The sequence below is a fragment of the Citrobacter sp. ABFQG genome, from assembly GCF_004322975.1.
Lineage (GTDB): Bacteria > Pseudomonadota > Gammaproteobacteria > Enterobacterales > Enterobacteriaceae > Citrobacter > Citrobacter freundii.
Genome location: NZ_CP036435.1, coordinates 631,899 through 648,710, shown reverse-complemented (window position 1 = coordinate 648,710; position 16,812 = coordinate 631,899). Strand labels below are relative to the sequence as shown.

Annotated in this window: 17 protein-coding genes; 11 read left to right on the top strand and 6 right to left on the bottom strand. The window is 53.4% G+C overall.

What is annotated here, in order from left to right; translation table 11 throughout:
- Positions 1–22: 22 nt before the first annotated feature.
- The gene (locus tag WN16_RS03240; protein WP_016151210.1) at positions 23–1,405 is read right to left on the bottom strand and encodes a glycoside hydrolase family 1 protein; all 1,383 of its coding nucleotides are present in this window, start codon (positions 1,403–1,405) and stop codon (positions 23–25) included.
- A 94-nt stretch (positions 1,406–1,499) separates the two neighbouring features.
- Entirely contained in the window at positions 1,500–1,793 is a 294-nt protein-coding gene (locus WN16_RS03235; protein WP_003840665.1) for a YicS family protein, read from the bottom strand.
- Between the two features lie 130 nt (positions 1,794–1,923).
- Here WN16_RS03235 and WN16_RS03230 point away from each other — a divergent pair, with 130 nt between their 5' ends.
- The 10 genes from WN16_RS03230 to nlpA all read left to right on the top strand — a co-directional run bounded on the left by WN16_RS03230 (position 1,924) and on the right by nlpA (position 11,840).
- Complete coding sequence (locus WN16_RS03230; RefSeq protein WP_003023951.1) at positions 1,924–2,340, top strand: GNAT family N-acetyltransferase; 417 nt, start codon at positions 1,924–1,926, stop codon at positions 2,338–2,340.
- Positions 2,341–2,430: 90 nt separating this feature from the next.
- Positions 2,431–5,229 (top strand): transcriptional regulator DagR, encoded by a 2,799-nt coding sequence (dagR, locus tag WN16_RS03225; RefSeq protein ID WP_003840669.1) that lies wholly within the window; start codon positions 2,431–2,433, stop codon positions 5,227–5,229.
- 120 nt (positions 5,230–5,349) lie between these two features.
- Positions 5,350–5,775, top strand: a complete 426-nt coding sequence (locus tag WN16_RS03220) for a PTS sugar transporter subunit IIA (protein ID WP_003023957.1) — start codon at positions 5,350–5,352, stop codon at positions 5,773–5,775.
- 12 nt (positions 5,776–5,787) lie between these two features.
- Positions 5,788–6,273, top strand: a complete 486-nt coding sequence (locus WN16_RS03215; RefSeq protein ID WP_003023959.1) for a PTS system mannose/fructose/N-acetylgalactosamine-transporter subunit IIB — start codon at positions 5,788–5,790, stop codon at positions 6,271–6,273.
- 25 nt (positions 6,274–6,298) lie between these two features.
- On the top strand, positions 6,299–7,048 hold the full coding sequence (locus WN16_RS03210) for a PTS sugar transporter subunit IIC (protein ID WP_003023960.1): 750 nt from the start codon (positions 6,299–6,301) through the stop codon (positions 7,046–7,048).
- Positions 7,045–7,905 (top strand): PTS system mannose/fructose/sorbose family transporter subunit IID, encoded by an 861-nt coding sequence (locus WN16_RS03205; RefSeq protein ID WP_005121522.1) that lies wholly within the window; start codon positions 7,045–7,047, stop codon positions 7,903–7,905. Before WN16_RS03210 ends, WN16_RS03205 begins: the two co-directional genes overlap by 4 nt.
- A 3-nt stretch (positions 7,906–7,908) precedes the next feature.
- Positions 7,909–9,018, top strand: coding sequence for a D-glucosaminate-6-phosphate ammonia lyase (dgaE, locus tag WN16_RS03200; RefSeq protein WP_044700479.1), 1,110 nt, complete (start codon positions 7,909–7,911; stop codon positions 9,016–9,018).
- The gene (locus WN16_RS03195) at positions 9,005–9,748 is read left to right on the top strand and encodes a 2-dehydro-3-deoxy-phosphogluconate aldolase (protein WP_032950565.1); all 744 of its coding nucleotides are present in this window, start codon (positions 9,005–9,007) and stop codon (positions 9,746–9,748) included. The genes dgaE and WN16_RS03195 overlap by 14 nt, the downstream gene beginning before the upstream one ends.
- 211 nt (positions 9,749–9,959) lie before the next feature.
- Positions 9,960–10,898 (top strand): Rpn family recombination-promoting nuclease/putative transposase, encoded by a 939-nt coding sequence (locus tag WN16_RS03190; RefSeq protein WP_044700477.1) that lies wholly within the window; start codon positions 9,960–9,962, stop codon positions 10,896–10,898.
- Positions 10,899–11,021: 123 nt separating this feature from the next.
- On the top strand, positions 11,022–11,840 hold the full coding sequence (gene nlpA / locus WN16_RS03185) for a lipoprotein NlpA (RefSeq protein ID WP_044700476.1): 819 nt from the start codon (positions 11,022–11,024) through the stop codon (positions 11,838–11,840).
- A gap of 28 nt (positions 11,841–11,868) precedes the next feature.
- Here nlpA and WN16_RS03180 read toward each other — a convergent pair whose 3' ends face one another.
- The 3 genes from WN16_RS03180 to WN16_RS03170 all read right to left on the bottom strand — a co-directional run bounded on the left by WN16_RS03180 (position 11,869) and on the right by WN16_RS03170 (position 14,204).
- The gene (locus tag WN16_RS03180) at positions 11,869–12,771 is read right to left on the bottom strand and encodes a carboxylate/amino acid/amine transporter (RefSeq protein WP_003023973.1); all 903 of its coding nucleotides are present in this window, start codon (positions 12,769–12,771) and stop codon (positions 11,869–11,871) included.
- A 118-nt stretch (positions 12,772–12,889) separates the two neighbouring features.
- Entirely contained in the window at positions 12,890–13,195 is a 306-nt protein-coding gene (locus tag WN16_RS03175; protein ID WP_003023975.1) for a putative quinol monooxygenase, read from the bottom strand.
- 1 nt (position 13,196) lies between these two features.
- On the bottom strand, positions 13,197–14,204 hold the full coding sequence (locus WN16_RS03170) for a zinc-binding alcohol dehydrogenase family protein (RefSeq protein WP_016151205.1): 1,008 nt from the start codon (positions 14,202–14,204) through the stop codon (positions 13,197–13,199).
- Positions 14,205–14,308: 104 nt separating this feature from the next.
- Here WN16_RS03170 and WN16_RS03165 point away from each other — a divergent pair, with 104 nt between their 5' ends.
- Positions 14,309–15,211 (top strand): LysR family transcriptional regulator, encoded by a 903-nt coding sequence (locus WN16_RS03165; RefSeq protein WP_044700474.1) that lies wholly within the window; start codon positions 14,309–14,311, stop codon positions 15,209–15,211.
- Between the two features lie 36 nt (positions 15,212–15,247).
- On the opposite strand, the gene WN16_RS03160 is transcribed toward WN16_RS03165, so the two are convergent.
- Positions 15,248–16,744, bottom strand: a complete 1,497-nt coding sequence (locus WN16_RS03160; protein ID WP_044700506.1) for a C69 family dipeptidase — start codon at positions 16,742–16,744, stop codon at positions 15,248–15,250.
- Between the last annotated feature and the right edge of the window lie 68 nt (positions 16,745–16,812).

The following is a 16,812-nucleotide window of genomic DNA, read 5'->3' as shown; positions in this document are numbered from 1 at the left end:
ATCCGGCATCCTGGTTATTTTTTTAATTAAAACCATTGTTTTCGGCAGTATGGGCAAACCATTCGCCGCTCTTTTTCACCGTACGTTTTTGCGTGTCTAAATCTAACTGGACAAAACCGTAGCGGTTTTTATATCCGTTGAGCCAGGACCAGTTATCAATAAAAGTCCACATATGGTAGCCAAGACAATTACAACCTTCGCTGATGCCTTTATGTAGCCATTTAAGATGCTCAGAAACAAATTCAATGCGGTAGCTGTCGTTGATCTGGTCATGCTCAACGAAACGCTGCTCATTTTCCACACCCATACCGTTTTCAGAAATAAAGCAGCGTGGGTTGCCGTAATTATCACGAAGATTAGTAATAATATCGTAAATACCAGGCTCATAAATTTCCCAGCCACGGTAAGGGTTCATTTTACGCCCCGGCATTTCGTAATAATCAAACAGCCACTCCGGCATAAACGGCGCGTTTGGATTGACCGCAGTATCACGACATTTCACGCGACGCGGCTGATAATAATTGATACCGAGCAGGTCGATTTTCCCCTCGACGATGAGCTGACTGTCGCCTGGCTGACAGGTTGGTAGCTGATCGTACTCTTTCAGCAATTCGACCAGATCCGCCGGATATTCCCCTTTTAGTACCGGGTCAAGGAAGCAGCGGTTAAACAGCAGATCCGCATGGTGCGCGGCTTTCACATCCGCCGGGTGCTGAGAGCGTGGATAAGAGGGCGTCAGATTTAGGATCACACCGATCTCACCGCCGTAGTTTCCGGCGCGATACGCCCGCACCGCCGTGGAATGCGCCAGTACAGTGTGATACGCCACGGTGGCCGCGCGTTTGAAATCCACCACGTTCGGGTAATGGAAGTCATACAGATAGCCGCCTTCCACCGGGACAATAGGCTCGTTAAAGGTGAACCAGTGCTTCACCCGGTTGCCGAACAATGTAAAACACGTCTGCGCGTAGCGGCCAAACGCCTCAACCACCTCACGGTTTTCCCAGCCGCCTTTCTCCTGCATCACCATTGGCATATCGAAGTGGAACAGGGTGATAAAGGGCGTGATATCCTGGGCCAGCAGCTCGTCGATGACGTTGTTATAGAATTCGATGGCTTCCGGATTAACATCGCCGGTACCGTCCGGGATCAGGCGTGACCAGCTCAGAGACGTACGGAAGCTGTTGTGCTTCAGCTGCTTGAGCAGTGCGATGTCCTGTTTCCAGTGCTGATAAAAGGTTGAGGTGTTTGCCGGACCAACCCCCTGGTGGAAACGACCTGGCTGGCGGTCGAACCACACGTCCCACGTGGTCTGGCTTTTGCCGCCGTTCAGGCTATCCCCTTCGGTTTGCAGTGCCGAGCAGGCACTGCCCCACCAGAAGTTTTCTGGAAAACGGTATCGCATTGTTATTGCTCCATTGCTATTTATACGTTCTGGCAACAATACGTGTTTTTGCGACACAGAAACCGGTTACAGTGCTCATTTTACAACAAGATGCTTATAAATCCGGGCATTCAACTTTGCCAAGTGCTTCCCAGTAGTTGTTCTGGTTATTTCTTTGTATTGCCAGAATAGCCTCGCGGATATGCTGCTGATTACGTGTATCAGACATAATCGTTTTTTCCCACACGTCATCGGATGGCGACCCCTGTGGGGTGCAAATCTTGCGTAAGTCCTTCAATACAGTATTTTTTTCATGAACGGACTGTAGAGAGCCGTAAGCCGAATCGGCCTGCGCTAAACCCGGCAGCGTGAAAAGAATGGCAATAAGCGGTAAAGCGGCTCGTTTCATGATAATAATCCTTGTTGTCGATGCGCATCATCTCAAGAGTAAGTGTAGACGGCATGCGTCTCACTCATCAGCCTGTGTTAATTTCTAAACAAATAATCAGCCAGAAGTTGTAGTTTTTCATGAGGATAGGATGCAAATACAGATTACAGATACCATTACTGAAGACGATCAAAATGCCCTGCTTGCCGGATTGCGCGCCTACAACCGTCAGTTCCTGAGAACCACCAATTTTGGCGACCTGGCGGTGTACTGGCGCGATGAAAGCAATGAAATTCTGGGCGGGCTGATTGGCAAAATCAAAGGCGAATGGCTGTGTATTGATTTCCTGTGGATGCATGATTCGCTGCGCAAAGGCGGTTACGGCACAAAATTGATGCAGGCTGCCGAGCAGACAGCGCGTGAGAGAGGATGCCTGCATGCATTGGTGGATACCATGAGTTTCCAGGCGCTGCCGTTTTATCAGAAAAACGGCTATCAGCTGCAAATGACCCTCGATAACTTTCCGGAAACCGGCTCCGCGCGGCATTATTTGTCGAAAACGTTTTGATGACCGGAAGGTCTGGACGCCGCCTCACTTTCTTGCGCAGCAGAATAGTGTATGTTCTGAACAATCATTTATTTCTTAAGCGGTAAAGAGATGAGACGGATTGAGATAATACTGGGGGAGCTGGAACGGCTGACGCGAGGACTGAATCTTGCCCATCTGGCGCAGGAAACGGCGTTCACAGCGGAAGCTATCGGCTTTAACCTCGGACTGGCGCGCAACTCGGTCAGTAAAGATCTCAATCAGCTCTGGAACGACGGCCTGGCGATTAAAAGCCGCGGACGCCCTGTCTTCTTTCTGCATCGTCAGGCGATTGAAACGCTGCTGGGACGCAAACTGGATGAGTCCGAGCGCGAAGTGCAAACCGTTGCCGACCTGTTACCTGTTCAGGAAAACCAGGCGACAGACGATCCCTTTTCTGGCCTGATTGGTTACGATCGCAGCCTACGCGACGCGGTGGAAAAAGGCCGCGCGGCGGTGCTGTATCCCCACGGGCTGCACGTTCTGCTGACCGGTCCCTCCGGCGTTGGCAAAACCTTTTTTGCCGAACTGATGCACCGTTTTGCCTGCGAACGCGCAGTGGGAGCGTCGCCGCCGCTGGTTTACTTTAACTGCGCGGAATACGCCCATAACCCGGAGCTGCTTTCTTCGCACCTGTTTGGTCATCGACAGGGGGCATTTACCGGCGCAAATGAAAATAAACCCGGTCTGGTCGAGCAAGCCGACGGTGGCTATCTGCTGCTCGACGAAGTGCATCGTCTGCCGTATGAAGGCCAGGAAAAGCTATTTTCTATTCTCGACAAAGGCGAATACCGGCCGCTGGGTTCCAGCGCCGTGGCGCGGTCAATCTCGGTTCGCCTGATATGTGCGACCACCGAACCGGTAAGCTCGGCGTTGCTGCGTACCTTCCAGCGACGTATTCAGGTGTGTATCGATTTGCCCGGCATCCGCCAGCGTTCAGTGGAAGAGCAGGTTGAACTGATCGTTGGCTTCTTACAGCGTGAGAGCCGCAAAATCGAGCGTACGATAAGCATCGACCGTACTCTGCTGCTCTGGCTGCTGAACAAGCCGCTGGAAGGCAACATTGGTCAGCTTAAGAGCGACATTCAGTTTCTCTGCGCACAGGCCTGGGCCTCGGGGATGACCGAGCACAGCGACACGCTACAACTGGATAAACGTCTGACCGAGATCCCCTTTAACGCCACGCCGGAACAACGTCTGTTGGTTGGAGCGCTGTTCGAAGGCAAAGAACACCTGAGCATCGATGCCCGCACGCTGCCTGCGCTGAAAAATTCACTGGCCACCGGAGCCGAAATTGAAGAGAGCGATCTTTTCTACAGCTTCCTGACCCGCGAATATATCAACCTGCGTAACAGCAACGTGCCGCCAGCCGAAACGCTGGCAATCCTCAAAAACAAGCTCAGTTCGATATTTGAATATGGTCTCTACAGCCGCGACAGCGTGGCGCATCCTCCGCGCTATGGCGATCAGATTGAAGAGCGAGTCACGCTGCTGATCGGCTGTGTTGAGCAGGTGCTTGGTTTTACGCTGCCGGAAAATCTGGTTAACCCGCTGCGCAAACACTTCCTGGCGCTGATTGGCTATGTGCAGCGCGGCCTTATTCCGCAACTTTATTCTTCCAGCCTGATCCTCGATCGCTGCAAAGATGAATACGAAAACGCGACGCTGTTATGCCGAAAAATCAATGAACTGCTGCATATTCAGTGTCCGGCGACGGAGGTGGTCTGGCTGTGCCTGTTCCTCAAAGAGTGTCGCCATTACCGCCAACGGATTGACGCCAGTCCTGACTGCGGGGTGATTTTGATTGCCCACGGTGCGACGACCGCCACAAGTCAGGCGCAGTACGTGAATCGCGTGCTGGAGCGCGAGGTGTTCAGCGCTATCGATATGCCTTTCGAGCAGTCGGTGCATGACACGCTGGAAGCCCTGACGCAGATGATCCAGACCCGGCAATATCGCCGATTGATCCTGATGGTGGATATTGGTTCACTGGTCCATTTTGGCAGCACGATCAGTAAGTTATTCCAGATAGACGTACTGTTAATGCCCAATATCACGCTCACCAGCCTGCTGGAGATTGGGCTGGATTTAAGCTACGAAACCAGCGACTTGCCGCAGCTGGCGGCGTTGATGCAGAGCAAAAATATTCCCTGTCAGCTTTGTACTCCGCAGCAGGAAAACAGCGGTAAAGTGCTGGTTATCTCCTGCATCACCGGGATGGGAACGGCAGAGAAAATCAAAAAGGTGCTGGAGGAGAGCTTCGGTGAGTTGATGTCGCAGGATACGCGGATGGTTATCCTCGATTACAACGAAGTTCGCAGCCTGGAGCGTGTTCAGCAGGCGATTAACGCCAGTGAACGCCTGGCGGGAATAGTGGGCACTTTCCAGCCAGGACTGCCGGATATTCCGTTTATCTCGCTCGAGGAGCTGTTCTCTGAGCAAGGCCCCGAGCTGGTACTCAGCCTGCTGACGCCAGATCTCTCCAGCAGCGAACGCCGTCTGGAGATGGAGCGCAGCGCGATGCGCTTTATCAGCGCGTTGACTATGGAGAGCATCATTAACCATATTTCGGTGCTCAACCCGCAGCGTATTCTCAAAGAGATGGAAGGCGTGCTGAATCATCTGACCACCGCGCTTTCGCTCAAACCGAGCCGTCAGGTGACACTGCGCTTCCTGATCCACTGCTGCTGTATGGTCGAGCGTATCGTGATTAACCGCAAACCGTTACAGATGGCGCTGGAGAACAAGCCGGATCTGGATAATCGCGCGTTTAGTGTCATTAAATCCGCTTTCCTGCCGATCGAAGAGGCCTATGCCATTCGCTTATCGGACGCGGAATATTTTTATATCTACGAACTGCTGTATAGCTAATCCCTTTACTGGCGCGGCTTTCTGCCTCGCCAGCGCTCCTCTCTTCCCCGCGTGACACAAATTCTGGCACAGCCTTTGCTCTGTTTACCTATGTCTATGTAATCGAGCCAGGAGGCCATTTTGACTACCACTGAATCCTTGCCCCAGATCCTGCTGCTGACCCATGGCGGCTGGGGGCAACAGCTTTGCAACAGCCTGCGCATGGTGATGGGTGAAATCAAAGGCGTGACGGAAATTGCGCTGATGCCCGTTGATACGCTCGGCGAGTTTTATCAGCGCGTTGAAGCCGTAGTGAAAACCATGCCGGAAGGCTCACTGATCCTGACTGATTTTATTGGCGGCACCACCTCCAACGTGGCGGCGCGGCTGAGCGCCGATTACCCGGTGGCTGTTATTTCCGGGCTCAACGCCTCTTTGCTGCTGGAGGCGCTCGACAAACGCGAGCATGGCCAGTTGACCACCTGCGTGGCTGAACTGGTCGACGCCGGGCGTAGCAGTTGCCTGGACGTTGTCGCCCACGTGCGTCAATTACAACAATCACAATAAGGAATAAACATCATGGCAAACATCGTCTTATGTCGTATCGATAGCCGTCTGATTCATGGACAAGTGGTGACCAAATGGGTTGGGCAATCTCAGGCCAACCGGATTGCGGTGGTTAGCGATGAGCTGGATGCCGATCCGTTTATGAAAAACATCTACCTGATGGCCGCGCCGCCAAACATCAAAGTGGATTGTTTCGGTAACCAAAGTTTTGCGGCCGCCTGGAAAGAAAACCAGCTTGGTGACGGCAAAGTGCTGGTGCTGTTCCCTTCTCTGGCGGCGGTTCAGGAAGCGGTCCAGTTGGGGTTTGACGTCACTACCATTCAGGTCGGTGGGCTGGGCGGTGGGCCAAACCGCAAAGCGGTATTCCAGAACATTACGCTGGATGAAAAAGACGTCGGCATTCTGAGCGACCTGAAAAATCGTGGGATTCAGGTGTTCTTCCAGACTATCCCGGAAGATAAGCCTCAGTCGCTGGACGATATCCTGAAAAAATTCTAATTCTTTGATAACAGGGTACTTAACTATGGATACTTTAGTCTTTGCAAGCCTGATGGGGTTGTATTACTGGTTTGCCCGATTACGCCTTGGCTACACCTTCTCCGCTATGCTGCTGCAACCGGTAGTGATTGCCGTATTCGTTGGCTTGCTGTTAGGCAACATGGAAACGGCGATGATCATCGGTGCCGGTATGCAGCTGGTTTATCTCGGCGTGACCTCTACGCCAGGCGGTAACGTCCCGTCGGATCCTGCGCTGGCCGCCTGTATTTCAATTCCTATCGCTGTGAAGGCCGGAATGGACCCGAACCTGGCTATCGCGCTGGCGATCCCGTTTGGCGTCATCGGCGTGTTCCTCGACCAGTTGCGCCGCACGTTAAACGCAGCGTGGGTGCATATGGCCGACAAGCATGCGGAAACGGCCAATATGGCGGGCATTATGCGCTGTGCATTCCTCTACCCGGCGTTGCTTGGCCTTGTACTGCGTTTCCCGGTGGTTTTCGCCGCCAACTATTTTGGTCAGGACGTGGTGGAAAGCTTCCTCAAGCTGATGCCGCACTGGCTGACGCACTCCTTTGAAATTATGGGCGGCATTCTGCCAGCGTTGGGCTTCGCCATTACCATTATGGTGATCGGTAAAAAGAGCCTGCTGCCGTGGTTTATCGGCGGTTTCTTTGCGGTGCTGTACCTGAAGGTAGACATCATGGCGATGGCAATCTTTGGTACCTGCGTGGCTTTCCTGATTAAAGGTCTGGCGAAAAATGAAGGAGCAGCATGATGAGCAGCGACGTAATGCAACATGAACTGGTGGAGCGGGCGCGTGAAAGCGGCACGCTGACCAAAGCCGATATCACCAAAGCCTGGTTTATCTACTGGCTGGGTGCAGAAGTTTCCAGCTCCTATGAGCGTTTGCAGAGCCTGATTTTCTGCGCCTCGATGACGCCGATCATCAAAAAGCTCTACCCGCAAAAAGAGGAACAGGTAGAAGCGCTGAAACGCCATCTGAACTTCTTCAACTCAGAGCAGACGTTCGGGGCGGTGATTCAGGGGATCTCCATTGCGATGGAGGAACAGAAAACCCGCGGCGAGCCGATCAGCGATGCTTCAATTACCGGGATTAAAACCGGGCTAATGGGACCGCTGGCCGGGATGGGGGACTCGATCATCTGGGCCGCCGTTATGCCGCTGTTAATTGCTATTTTTATCCCATTCGCGGCAAATGGCAGCGCGATGGGCGGAATTGTACCGTTAATCCTCTACCCGGCCATTACGTTGGCAATCAGCTACGGTATGGTGCACAAAGGCTATACGCTGGGACGTGACTCGATAATTGGTCTGCTGCAGGGAGGGCGAATAAAGGAACTTATCTACGGCGCGAACGTGCTGGGCCTGATCATGATGGGCGCGCTTTCTGCGAGCTACGTCAAGATCACCACGCCGTTAAAACTCAGCGCCCTGAAAGGCTCTGAAGTGGTGGTTCAGCAAATCCTCGACTCTATTGCCCCCGGTCTGTTGCCGCTGGCGGCGGTGTTCGCCATTTATTTCTATCTGGTGAAGAAAGGGCCGCGTTACACCACGATTTTGCTGTCGATTGTTGCGCTCAGCGTGGTCTGCTCGCTACTGGGAGTGCTGTAAGCCATGACACAGAATATCTACCAACAATTGGGGCTAAAACAGGTGATTAACGCCTGCGGCAAGATGACGATTCTGGGCGTTTCCAGCGTTGCGCCGGAAGTGATGCAAGCCACCGCGCGGGCAGCTTCGGCCTTTGTTGAAATTGACCGGCTGGTGGACCGTACCGGTCAATTGGTTTCCCGCTACACCGGCGCGGAGGACAGCTATGTTACTTCGTGCGCCTCGGCGGGTATTGCGATTGCCGTTGCCGCCGCCATTACCCGCGGTGACCAGGCTAGTGTCACGCTGATGCCGGACAGCGCGGGTATGGCCAATGAAGTGGTCATGCTGCGCGGGCATAACGTTGACTACGGGGCGCCCATCACCAGCGCGATCCGCTTAGGGGGAGGACGGGTGGTGGAGGTTGGCTCAAGTAATCTGGCGGCCCGCTGGCAGTTGGAGAGCGCGATTACCGATAACACCGCCGCGCTGCTGTACGTGAAATCGCACCACTGCGTGCAGAAAGGCATGTTGAGCATTGCAGACTTCGTACAGGTTGCGCAGGTTCATAACCTGCCGCTGATTGTCGATGCCGCCGCCGAGGAAGACTTACACGCCTGGGTGGCGAGCGGGGCGGATATGGTGGTCTACAGCGGAGCAAAAGCCTTTAACGCGCCGACCTCCGGGTTTATCACCGGGAAGAAACAGTGGATTGCCGCGTGTAAAGCGCAGCACCACGGAATTGCCCGGGCGATGAAGATCGGCAAAGAGAATATGGTCGGGCTGGTGTATGCCCTGGAAAACTATCATCAGGGGCAAACCGTGGTCACCGCCGAAGAGCTTCGCCCCGTGGCGCAGGCGATTTCAGCGATTCGCGGACTGGATGCGGATATTGAGCAGGACGAAGCCGGGCGCGCCATCTGGCGGATTCGTATTCGGGTGAATGCACAAGAGCTGGGGATGGATGCTTACGCCGTAGAAGCGCAGCTGCGAGAGGGTGATATCGCGATTTACGCTCGCCGTTACAACCTTCATCAGGGCGTCTTTAGTCTTGACCCGCGTACGGTCGCAGAAGGGGAAATGGCACTGATCGTGGCCCGACTAAAGGAGATTGCAGACCATGCAGCACATTAATTTTTATCGCAATAAAGTGGCTATTAACGTGCTGGCGAAGGATATCGCCAACGCCCGGGAAATCTATGACGCTGCCGAAGGTCACGCGGTGATCGGCATTCTTTCAGCGCAGTTCTCCTCGGTTGAGGAAGGGGTTAAGGAAGTAAAACGCTGGATGGTCGACGTGCCGTCGATTTCCGTGGGGCTGGGGGCGGGCGACCCGGCGCAGTATTACAAAGCGGCGATGATTGCCTCACAGGTCCATCCGGCACACGTCAACCAGACCTTTACCGGTTGTGGTTTTGCGGCAGGCGCGCTGGCGGCAACGGGCGGTGAACAGACCCATATCAACGCGTTAGTCAGTCCCACGGGCACGCCGGGGGAAGTGTTGATCTCCACTGGCGTCAGCAGCAGCCAGGGCACGCCAGCCCACGTTTCCTGTGATGCAGCGGTACGTATGATGCTGGACTCTGGCGCGCATGCGGCGAAGTTCTTCCCAATGGGCGGTGAGCAGTCCCTGCCTGAGTTGTACGCACTGGCGACGACAGCGGCACGCAACGGCATGACGTTGATTGAACCGACCGGCGGTATCGATCTCGATAACTTCGGCATTATCCTGCAATCCTGTCTGGAAGCAGGAGTATCGCGCGTCATGCCGCATGTTTACAGCTCGATTATCGACCCACAGACCGGTAATACCCGGCCTGCAGATATCATCAGGTTGATGGAGATAGTCAAAGCCCTGGTGTGATGTTGCCATCGCCGGATGGCACACAAAAAATGCCCGGTAAGCGTTAGGTGCTACCGGGCATTTTTGCGAACACCCTTCCCTGAAAATGAATATATTGCACCAGCATGTATTTATCCTCGAAAGCGCCTCGCAGAGAGATAATTTCCCTGATGTCGTCTGTGCCACTGGCGAGTAATGTCCCGTCATCTTGTTCTTCCGGTGACGGACCGCCATGCAAAAACCAACAACATCTACACCGCATGATGCGGTGTTTAAAAAATTCTTAGGCCATCCAGATACGGTGCGGGATTTTCTTGATACCTATCTTCCTGCGTCATTACATGAGCTTTGCGATCTGGATACACTGAAACTGGAACCCGGGAGTTTTATTGAGGAGGATCTGCGTGCCAGTTATTCCGATATTCTGTGGTCGCTAAAAACTAGAACCGGTAAAGGCTATATCTACGCGTTGATTGAACACCAAAGCTCGCCAGATGCTCATATGGCATTCAGGATGATGCGTTATGCCATTGCTACGATGCAGAAGCATCTTGATGCAGGACACAAAACGCTGCCGCTGGTGGTGCCGATACTTTTTTATCATGGCGTTGACAGCCCGTATCCATACTCGCTGTGTTGGCTGGATGAATTTGATGATCCACAAACTGCGCGGCAGCTTTATGGCTCTGCCTTCCCGCTGGTAGACATCACGGTGGTGTCTGATGATGAGATTATGCAGCATCGGCGGATGGCGCTACTTGAGCTTGTCCAGAAGCATATACGTGAACGTGACCTGATGGTGCTGGTGGATAACCTGGTTGCTCTGCTGGTTAAGGGATACGCTAATGACAGCCAGGTAGAAACGCTATTTAATTATCTGATGCAGTCTGGCAGCGCACCGCGTTTCGAGGCGTTTATTCGCGAGGTGGCTTTACGCGTTCCCCAACACAAGGAGAGATTAATGACTATTGCAGAATGTTTACGTGAATCAGGGCGAAGAACGGGTCATTACAGTGGCTTACAAGAGGGATTACAAAAGGGCAAGATTGAAGGCAAACAAGACGAAGCGTTGCGGATAGCCCATGCCATGCTGGAGAAGGGGATCGATCGTGAACTGGTGCTAATTATCACCGGGCTTTCAAGTGATGAACTAACGGCATCTTCCGACTAATGTATCTTTTTCCCGTTATGCCTTTTTCTTCTTGCTGATGCTTTTTCGTTTTTTAAACCGCAGCGACCTTGCCGCTATAGTCATTTCATTACTCATCAGGCGGTTATTGCAAAAGGATAGAACGTGAAGCTGAAGATACCTTTTTTTGGGGCCGGGGCGGCGGTATTACTGGCGGGGTTATTGCTGGCAGGATGCGATCAACAGAGCAGTGATGCAAAGCATATCAAAGTGGGTGTGATTAACGGTGCCGAGCAGGATGTGGCGGAGGTCGCGAAGAAAGTGGCCAAAGAGAAGTACGGCCTCGATGTTGAACTGGTGGGTTTTAGCGGTTCTCTGCTGCCCAACGATGCCACTAATCATGGTGAGCTGGATGCCAACGTCTTCCAGCATCGTCCGTTCCTCGAACAAGATAATAAAGCACACGACTATAAGCTGGTTGCGGTGGGCAATACCTTTGTGTTCCCGATGGCAGGGTATTCGAAGAAAATCAAAACCGTCGCTGAACTAAAAGACGGTGCAACGATTGCGATACCTAACGATCCAACCAACCTCGGGCGGGCGCTGTTGCTGCTGCAAAAAGAGAAGTTAATTACGCTGAAAGCGGATACCGGCCTGCTGCCAACAGCGTTGGATATCACTGATAACCCGCGGCATCTGATAATTATGGAACTGGAAGGCGCGCAGTTGCCGCGCGTATTGGACGATCAGAAAGTGGATGTAGCGATTATCAGTACCACCTACATCCAGCAAACCGGGCTTTCCCCGGTACATGACAGCGTATTTATCGAAGACAAAAACTCACCGTACGTGAACATCCTGGTGGCGCGAGAAGACAACAAAGATGCCGAGAATGTGAAAGAATTCCTGCAATCTTATCAGTCACCGGAAGTGGCAAAGGCGGCAGAAACTATCTTTAACGGCGGCGCGGTTCCGGGTTGGTAATCATGACCCGTTGCCGCGCCGGTTGGGGTTAAACCGCTCTGGCGCGGCGACGTGAGTCCATTGAGATCAGCACTACCGATGAGAGGATTAAAAGCGTGCCCAGCCAGTCTGGCAGGGTAAAGGTAATACCTAACAACAGTAGTGACAGCAACGCGCTGCTCAACGGTTCTGCGCAGCTTAAAATGCTCGCTTTCGGTCCGCCAATCATCTGCGCGCCTTTCAGGTACAGGCTAAACGTCAGCGACGTGCCGATGACCACCAGATAGAAAAACGCCAGAATCAAACTGCCATTCACCACGAAATTAGTGCCCTGTCCGGCATAAAACGGCAGCAGGATCATGCCGCCGATTAACATACTCCAGCCGACGACCGGCAGCGTGCCGTAGCGCGCGATAAGCGTTGAGGGGTAGGTGGTGTAGAACGCGGCGGCAAACGCCGAGGCAATTCCCCAGAACAGCGCGGCAGGTGAGATAGACAGCGACGTTGGGTTACCGTGGGTGACCAGTAAGAAGGTGCCGATGAGCGAGGTGAAGATTGCGGTCAGCACTAAAATCCCCGGTCGAGCTTTGCGCACCACGGAAAACCACGCCACGATAATGGTCGGTGACAAAAATTGCAGCACCGTCGCGGTGGCGGCGTTGGATTTTTCAATGGTCAGCAGAAAGGTGAGCTGTACGGTGAGCGCTCCAACTACGGAAAAAATCAGCAGGCTGATGGCGTCTTTGCGGTTTTTGATAATGGAGAACACTTTGTCGCCGTGAACGAAAGAGAGCATCAGCAGAATCAGCCCGGCGAAAATCAGACGTGTCATGGTCAGAAACTGCGACGACATCTGACTTTGCTCCATGATGTACTGCGCGCAAACGCCTGAACTTCCCCACAATACGGCGGCAATCAGGACGTTCATCATCCCTCTTCTGGTGGAACTCATCTTTCCCTCGGCATGTTGTTTTGTTTTATTTGTGTGCAGGCATCATAGCAGAGATAGCGAAGCGAGTGAGGCATGACTGGTGTAGCCCCCCACGCGGCAGGGGGCTTCGGTAGTTATTTTATGGCGCAATCGGCGTCAGATAATCCAGCCGTAGCGGTTCGGCTAGCAGATCGTTCATTTGTAGAATGAACGCCTGGAAATGTGGCAGAGCGATATGCTCGTCCAGACCGGCCTGACCGTGCCAGGATTCGCGCACGTAAAACACATCCGGCGTGTCGCGTAACTGGAACAGGGCATATTCAATATTGCCCGGCTCCCGGCGAGTAGGCAGTAACAGAGCCTGCAGTGCCTGTTTCAGTGCATCGATTTTCCCTGGTTTGGCTTTCAGTACCGCAATAATTGAAATCACTTCTGAATCTGACATGTTAAAACCCCTCCAGCACAATCTTGCCGACCGAACGACCGGTTTCAATTTGCGCGTGGGCTTTTTGCAGATTTGCCGCGGTGATCGCGCCAAAATGTTCGCCCAGCGTGGTGCGGATGGTGTTGCTGTCGATCAGCTGTGCCACGCGGGTCAGTAACTGATGCTGCGCAATGATGTCGTGGGTGGTAAACATCGAACGGGTAAACATAAACTCCCAGTGCAGCGAAATGCTTTTGGCCTTCAGCGGACGCGCATCGAGAGTGTGCGGATCGTCAATCAACGCCAGTTTGCCCTGCGGTGCCAGGGCGGCAATAATTTGCGAATAGTGCTGCTCGGTATTGTTCAGGCTGGCAACGTGCGTCACCTCTTTAATGCCTATCCGTGCCAGCTCTTCCGTCAACGGCTTGCTGTGGTCAATCACATGATGAGCGCCCGCTTCACGAACCCATTTCTGGCTCTGCGGACGTGATGCCGTACCGATGACGGTCATTTTGGTCAGCTTACTGGCCAGTTGCGTCAGAATAGAACCGACGCCGCCAGCCGCGCCAACGATCAATAACACATCATCTTCATTGCTATTCTCCTCAACGCCCAGACGGTCGAACAGCATTTCCCAGGCGGTGATGGCGGTCAGCGGCAGCGCCGCAGCAGAAGCATTATCCAGTGTTTTTGGCTTCAGCGCGGTAATACGTTCATCAACCAGCTGAAATTCACTGTTACTGCCAGCGCGGCCCAGCGCTCCGGCGTACCAGACTTCATCGCCAGGTGTGAACAGGGTGACGGCTTCACCCACGGACTTCACCACGCCAACGGCGTCCCAGCCCAGAACGCGCGGCACATCGGCGTTAAAACCTTCGCGAACCTTGGTATCAACGGGATTGACGGAAATGGCTTTCACTTCAACCAGCAGATCGTGCCCGGTAGCGACTGGCATGGGCAGGTCAATCTCTTGTAAAAATTCAATGTTATTGCCGTCGGTCGCGGCGCGGGTAATAGCGATGGCTTTCATGGTCTCTCCGGTCACAGGAATCAGTTGAATAATTCGATGGTAAACCGGTAGCAGAACGGGAAAAATAGCCCTACGGCGACAGGACTTATACTCGGGGAGTGAAAATGTTCCGGCTTGAAGATCTCACGTTGTTTGTCCGCGCCGCGGCGCTGAATAGTTTTAGCGATGCTGCGCGCGAAATCGGCGTTCAGCCTGCTCAGGTCAGTTCAGCTATCAAGCGACTGGAGTCTACGTTGGCTATCCGCTTGTTCGCCCGCTCCACGCGCAGCCTACGCCTGACGCCGGAGGGCGAGGTCTGGCTACCCTATGCCCGCCAGATGCTGGACGTGATGCATGCCGGGCTGCAAAAAATTCAGACCCCAGAAGATGAAGTTTCTGGCACGCTGCAAATCGCCGTGCCTTCCGATCTTGGCCGTAACCTGCTGCTGCCGGTCTTTCAGTCGTTTCGACGCCGCTATCCCGCGCTGCGCCTGCGGATTTTTTTCTCCGATCAGGTGACGGATGTCTTTAAAGACCCCGTCGATGTTGCGTTTCGCTATGGCAATACCGAAGACGCGTCTTACATTGCGCTGCCCGTTGCACCGAGTAACCGACGTGTGCTGGTGGCATCACCGGAATGGGTTGCACAAAACGGCGCTCCGCAAACCCCGGATGATTTAACACAGCTCAACGCCATGACCTTCGTATTACGCGGCCGTCTGCATGATCGCTGGACGTTTACGCGCAACGGCGAGGTCAGTAGTGTGCAGGTTAACGGCACCATTATGAGCGACGATGCGGAAGTGATCCGACGGCTGGCAATTGCCGGGGAAGGTGTGGCGTACAAGTCGTGGCTGGATGTCAGCGAAGATGTGCGTGACGGTCGATTACAACTGCTGATGCCGGATTATCAGGGGGAGAAAGTCCCGCTGAATATGATTTGCCCCCATCGGAAGCAGCTTTCAAGAGCAGTCCGTCTGCTGCACGACGCAGTGAAGGCGCGGTGTGAAATGCTGGCGCAAAGCTAATAAGCGCTTTACGCCAGAATACTATCGCGTCGTTACTCAGTCTTTTTTCGCAGCGTTTGCAAAGAAGATATCAGACTGAATGTCTTTGGTGCGGATGGTAAATAGCTGATTAGTCAGATCTTCCGTCAGCTTCTCGGTGTCGGCCATGATGCGCAGGTTGAAGTCATTCAGCATCTTATCGGCGGCTGGTTTATCAGTTTTCGCCATCTTCAGATACTCTGCTTCAACCTCTTTTTGCTCCTTGGCCACTTTGTCTTCCCACGCTTTGTAGGCTTTTTTGACGATTGGCGCGAGCTTCGGATAATCGGTCATCGTCAGCGTTTGTAATTTACGATATTTCCAGTAGATAGACTGATCGTCCGCTTTATCGGTACCCATCGTATAGTTAGCCGGATACGCTTTCAGGCCGCTGTAGTACGGAACAAAGGCGGTGAGGTCGGCCATGCCCAAACCAATGTAGGTCGTTTCACCGATCTCTTTTGGCAACCACGGACGGACCTGCATAACATGCGCTTCATAGGTGCGGAAGACGCTGACCGGACGCCATGGCTCTTTGCCGTTCAGACCGTTGGTGTAGGGGTCATGGCTGGTGCCTTCATAATGGTTACGCAGTACGGCCTTCACATCGTCCAGTGTCATTTTCTTCTCTGGCGTCATGAAGACCGGGAATTCACGTCCTTTGGCCATATCCTGGTTTACGGAAGGATTGAACTCTTTCTGGATGGTCCAAACGCGAGGGTCGTTATACGTGCGGTCACGCTCATCATCACGGGTATAGGCTTTGGAGAAGTTGAATTTGCCATCTTTTGCCGGTTCGTACAGACCCTTTTCGGTCGCAAATTGAATCAGGTTTTTTGACGCCATCATGTCCGGGTTTTTCGGATCGTAATCCTGTAAGCGGCCCTGGTTACCGGTGGCAAAATACTGGTTATTTGGCAGACGCTGCGCCATCCACTGATGGCCGCTGCCGGTTTCCAGATACCAGATCTCGTTATCGTCGACGACGGCAACGCCAAAGCCTTCGCCTGCGCCGACGGTCTCAACGATATGGCCCAGTAGCGCCACGGCTTCACGCGCGGTTTTACTCTGCGACAGCAGAATATCCGGAATATCGTCTTCGGTGATCCCTTTATCCTCAACGTACGGGTCGGCGGCCAGCGCTTTTGGTGAGGCAAAAATAGATTCTGTGCCGCTCACGCCAACGCCCAGCTCGTTAAATCCGGTCGCGCCGTGCAGTTGGGTTTTCCAGTTTGGAACAGTGGTATAACGCAGCGAGTTTTTGGGTAGCGGCCAGGTAAAGTCATTCGCACCGTTATGTGCTTTGGTGCTGTATACCCCGGTCTGATTCTGTTTTGCCGGGTGAATGACAAAATGTTGCGCTTTCAAGGCATCGCTGTCAGCGCTACGGGCAACCAGCATCGAGCCGTCCGCTGATGCTTCGTTACCGACCAGCAGGGTCGTACAAGCAAAACCTGATGAAACAACGGCCAAATTTATAGAAAGTGCAATCAGGCACTTTTTAAAAGTAAACATTACGTATCCCTCATATGTACGCCAAAAATACACCGGAAACATACCGTTTCCTGAAATGCGATAACGCC

Excerpts from the sequence above, each read along its gene's own strand:
- WN16_RS03240 (WP_016151210.1), bottom strand. The coding sequence starts at position 1,405 with ATGCGATACCGTTTTCCAGAAAACTTCTGGTGGGGCAGTGCCTGCTCG.
- WN16_RS03235 (WP_003840665.1), bottom strand. The coding sequence starts at position 1,793 with ATGAAACGAGCCGCTTTACCGCTTATTGCCATTCTTTTCACGCTGCCG.
- WN16_RS03230 (WP_003023951.1), top strand. The coding sequence starts at position 1,924 with ATGCAAATACAGATTACAGATACCATTACTGAAGACGATCAAAATGCC.
- dagR (WP_003840669.1), top strand. The coding sequence starts at position 2,431 with ATGAGACGGATTGAGATAATACTGGGGGAGCTGGAACGGCTGACGCGA.
- WN16_RS03215 (WP_003023959.1), top strand. The coding sequence starts at position 5,788 with ATGGCAAACATCGTCTTATGTCGTATCGATAGCCGTCTGATTCATGGA.
- WN16_RS03210 (WP_003023960.1), top strand. The coding sequence starts at position 6,299 with ATGGATACTTTAGTCTTTGCAAGCCTGATGGGGTTGTATTACTGGTTT.
- WN16_RS03205 (WP_005121522.1), top strand. The coding sequence starts at position 7,045 with ATGATGAGCAGCGACGTAATGCAACATGAACTGGTGGAGCGGGCGCGT.
- dgaE (WP_044700479.1), top strand. The coding sequence starts at position 7,909 with ATGACACAGAATATCTACCAACAATTGGGGCTAAAACAGGTGATTAAC.
- WN16_RS03195 (WP_032950565.1), top strand. The coding sequence starts at position 9,005 with ATGCAGCACATTAATTTTTATCGCAATAAAGTGGCTATTAACGTGCTG.
- WN16_RS03190 (WP_044700477.1), top strand. The coding sequence starts at position 9,960 with ATGCAAAAACCAACAACATCTACACCGCATGATGCGGTGTTTAAAAAA.
- WN16_RS03180 (WP_003023973.1), bottom strand. The coding sequence starts at position 12,771 with ATGAGTTCCACCAGAAGAGGGATGATGAACGTCCTGATTGCCGCCGTA.
- WN16_RS03175 (WP_003023975.1), bottom strand. The coding sequence starts at position 13,195 with ATGTCAGATTCAGAAGTGATTTCAATTATTGCGGTACTGAAAGCCAAA.
- WN16_RS03170 (WP_016151205.1), bottom strand. The coding sequence starts at position 14,204 with ATGAAAGCCATCGCTATTACCCGCGCCGCGACCGACGGCAATAACATT.
- WN16_RS03165 (WP_044700474.1), top strand. The coding sequence starts at position 14,309 with ATGTTCCGGCTTGAAGATCTCACGTTGTTTGTCCGCGCCGCGGCGCTG.
- WN16_RS03160 (WP_044700506.1), bottom strand. The coding sequence starts at position 16,744 with ATGTTTACTTTTAAAAAGTGCCTGATTGCACTTTCTATAAATTTGGCC.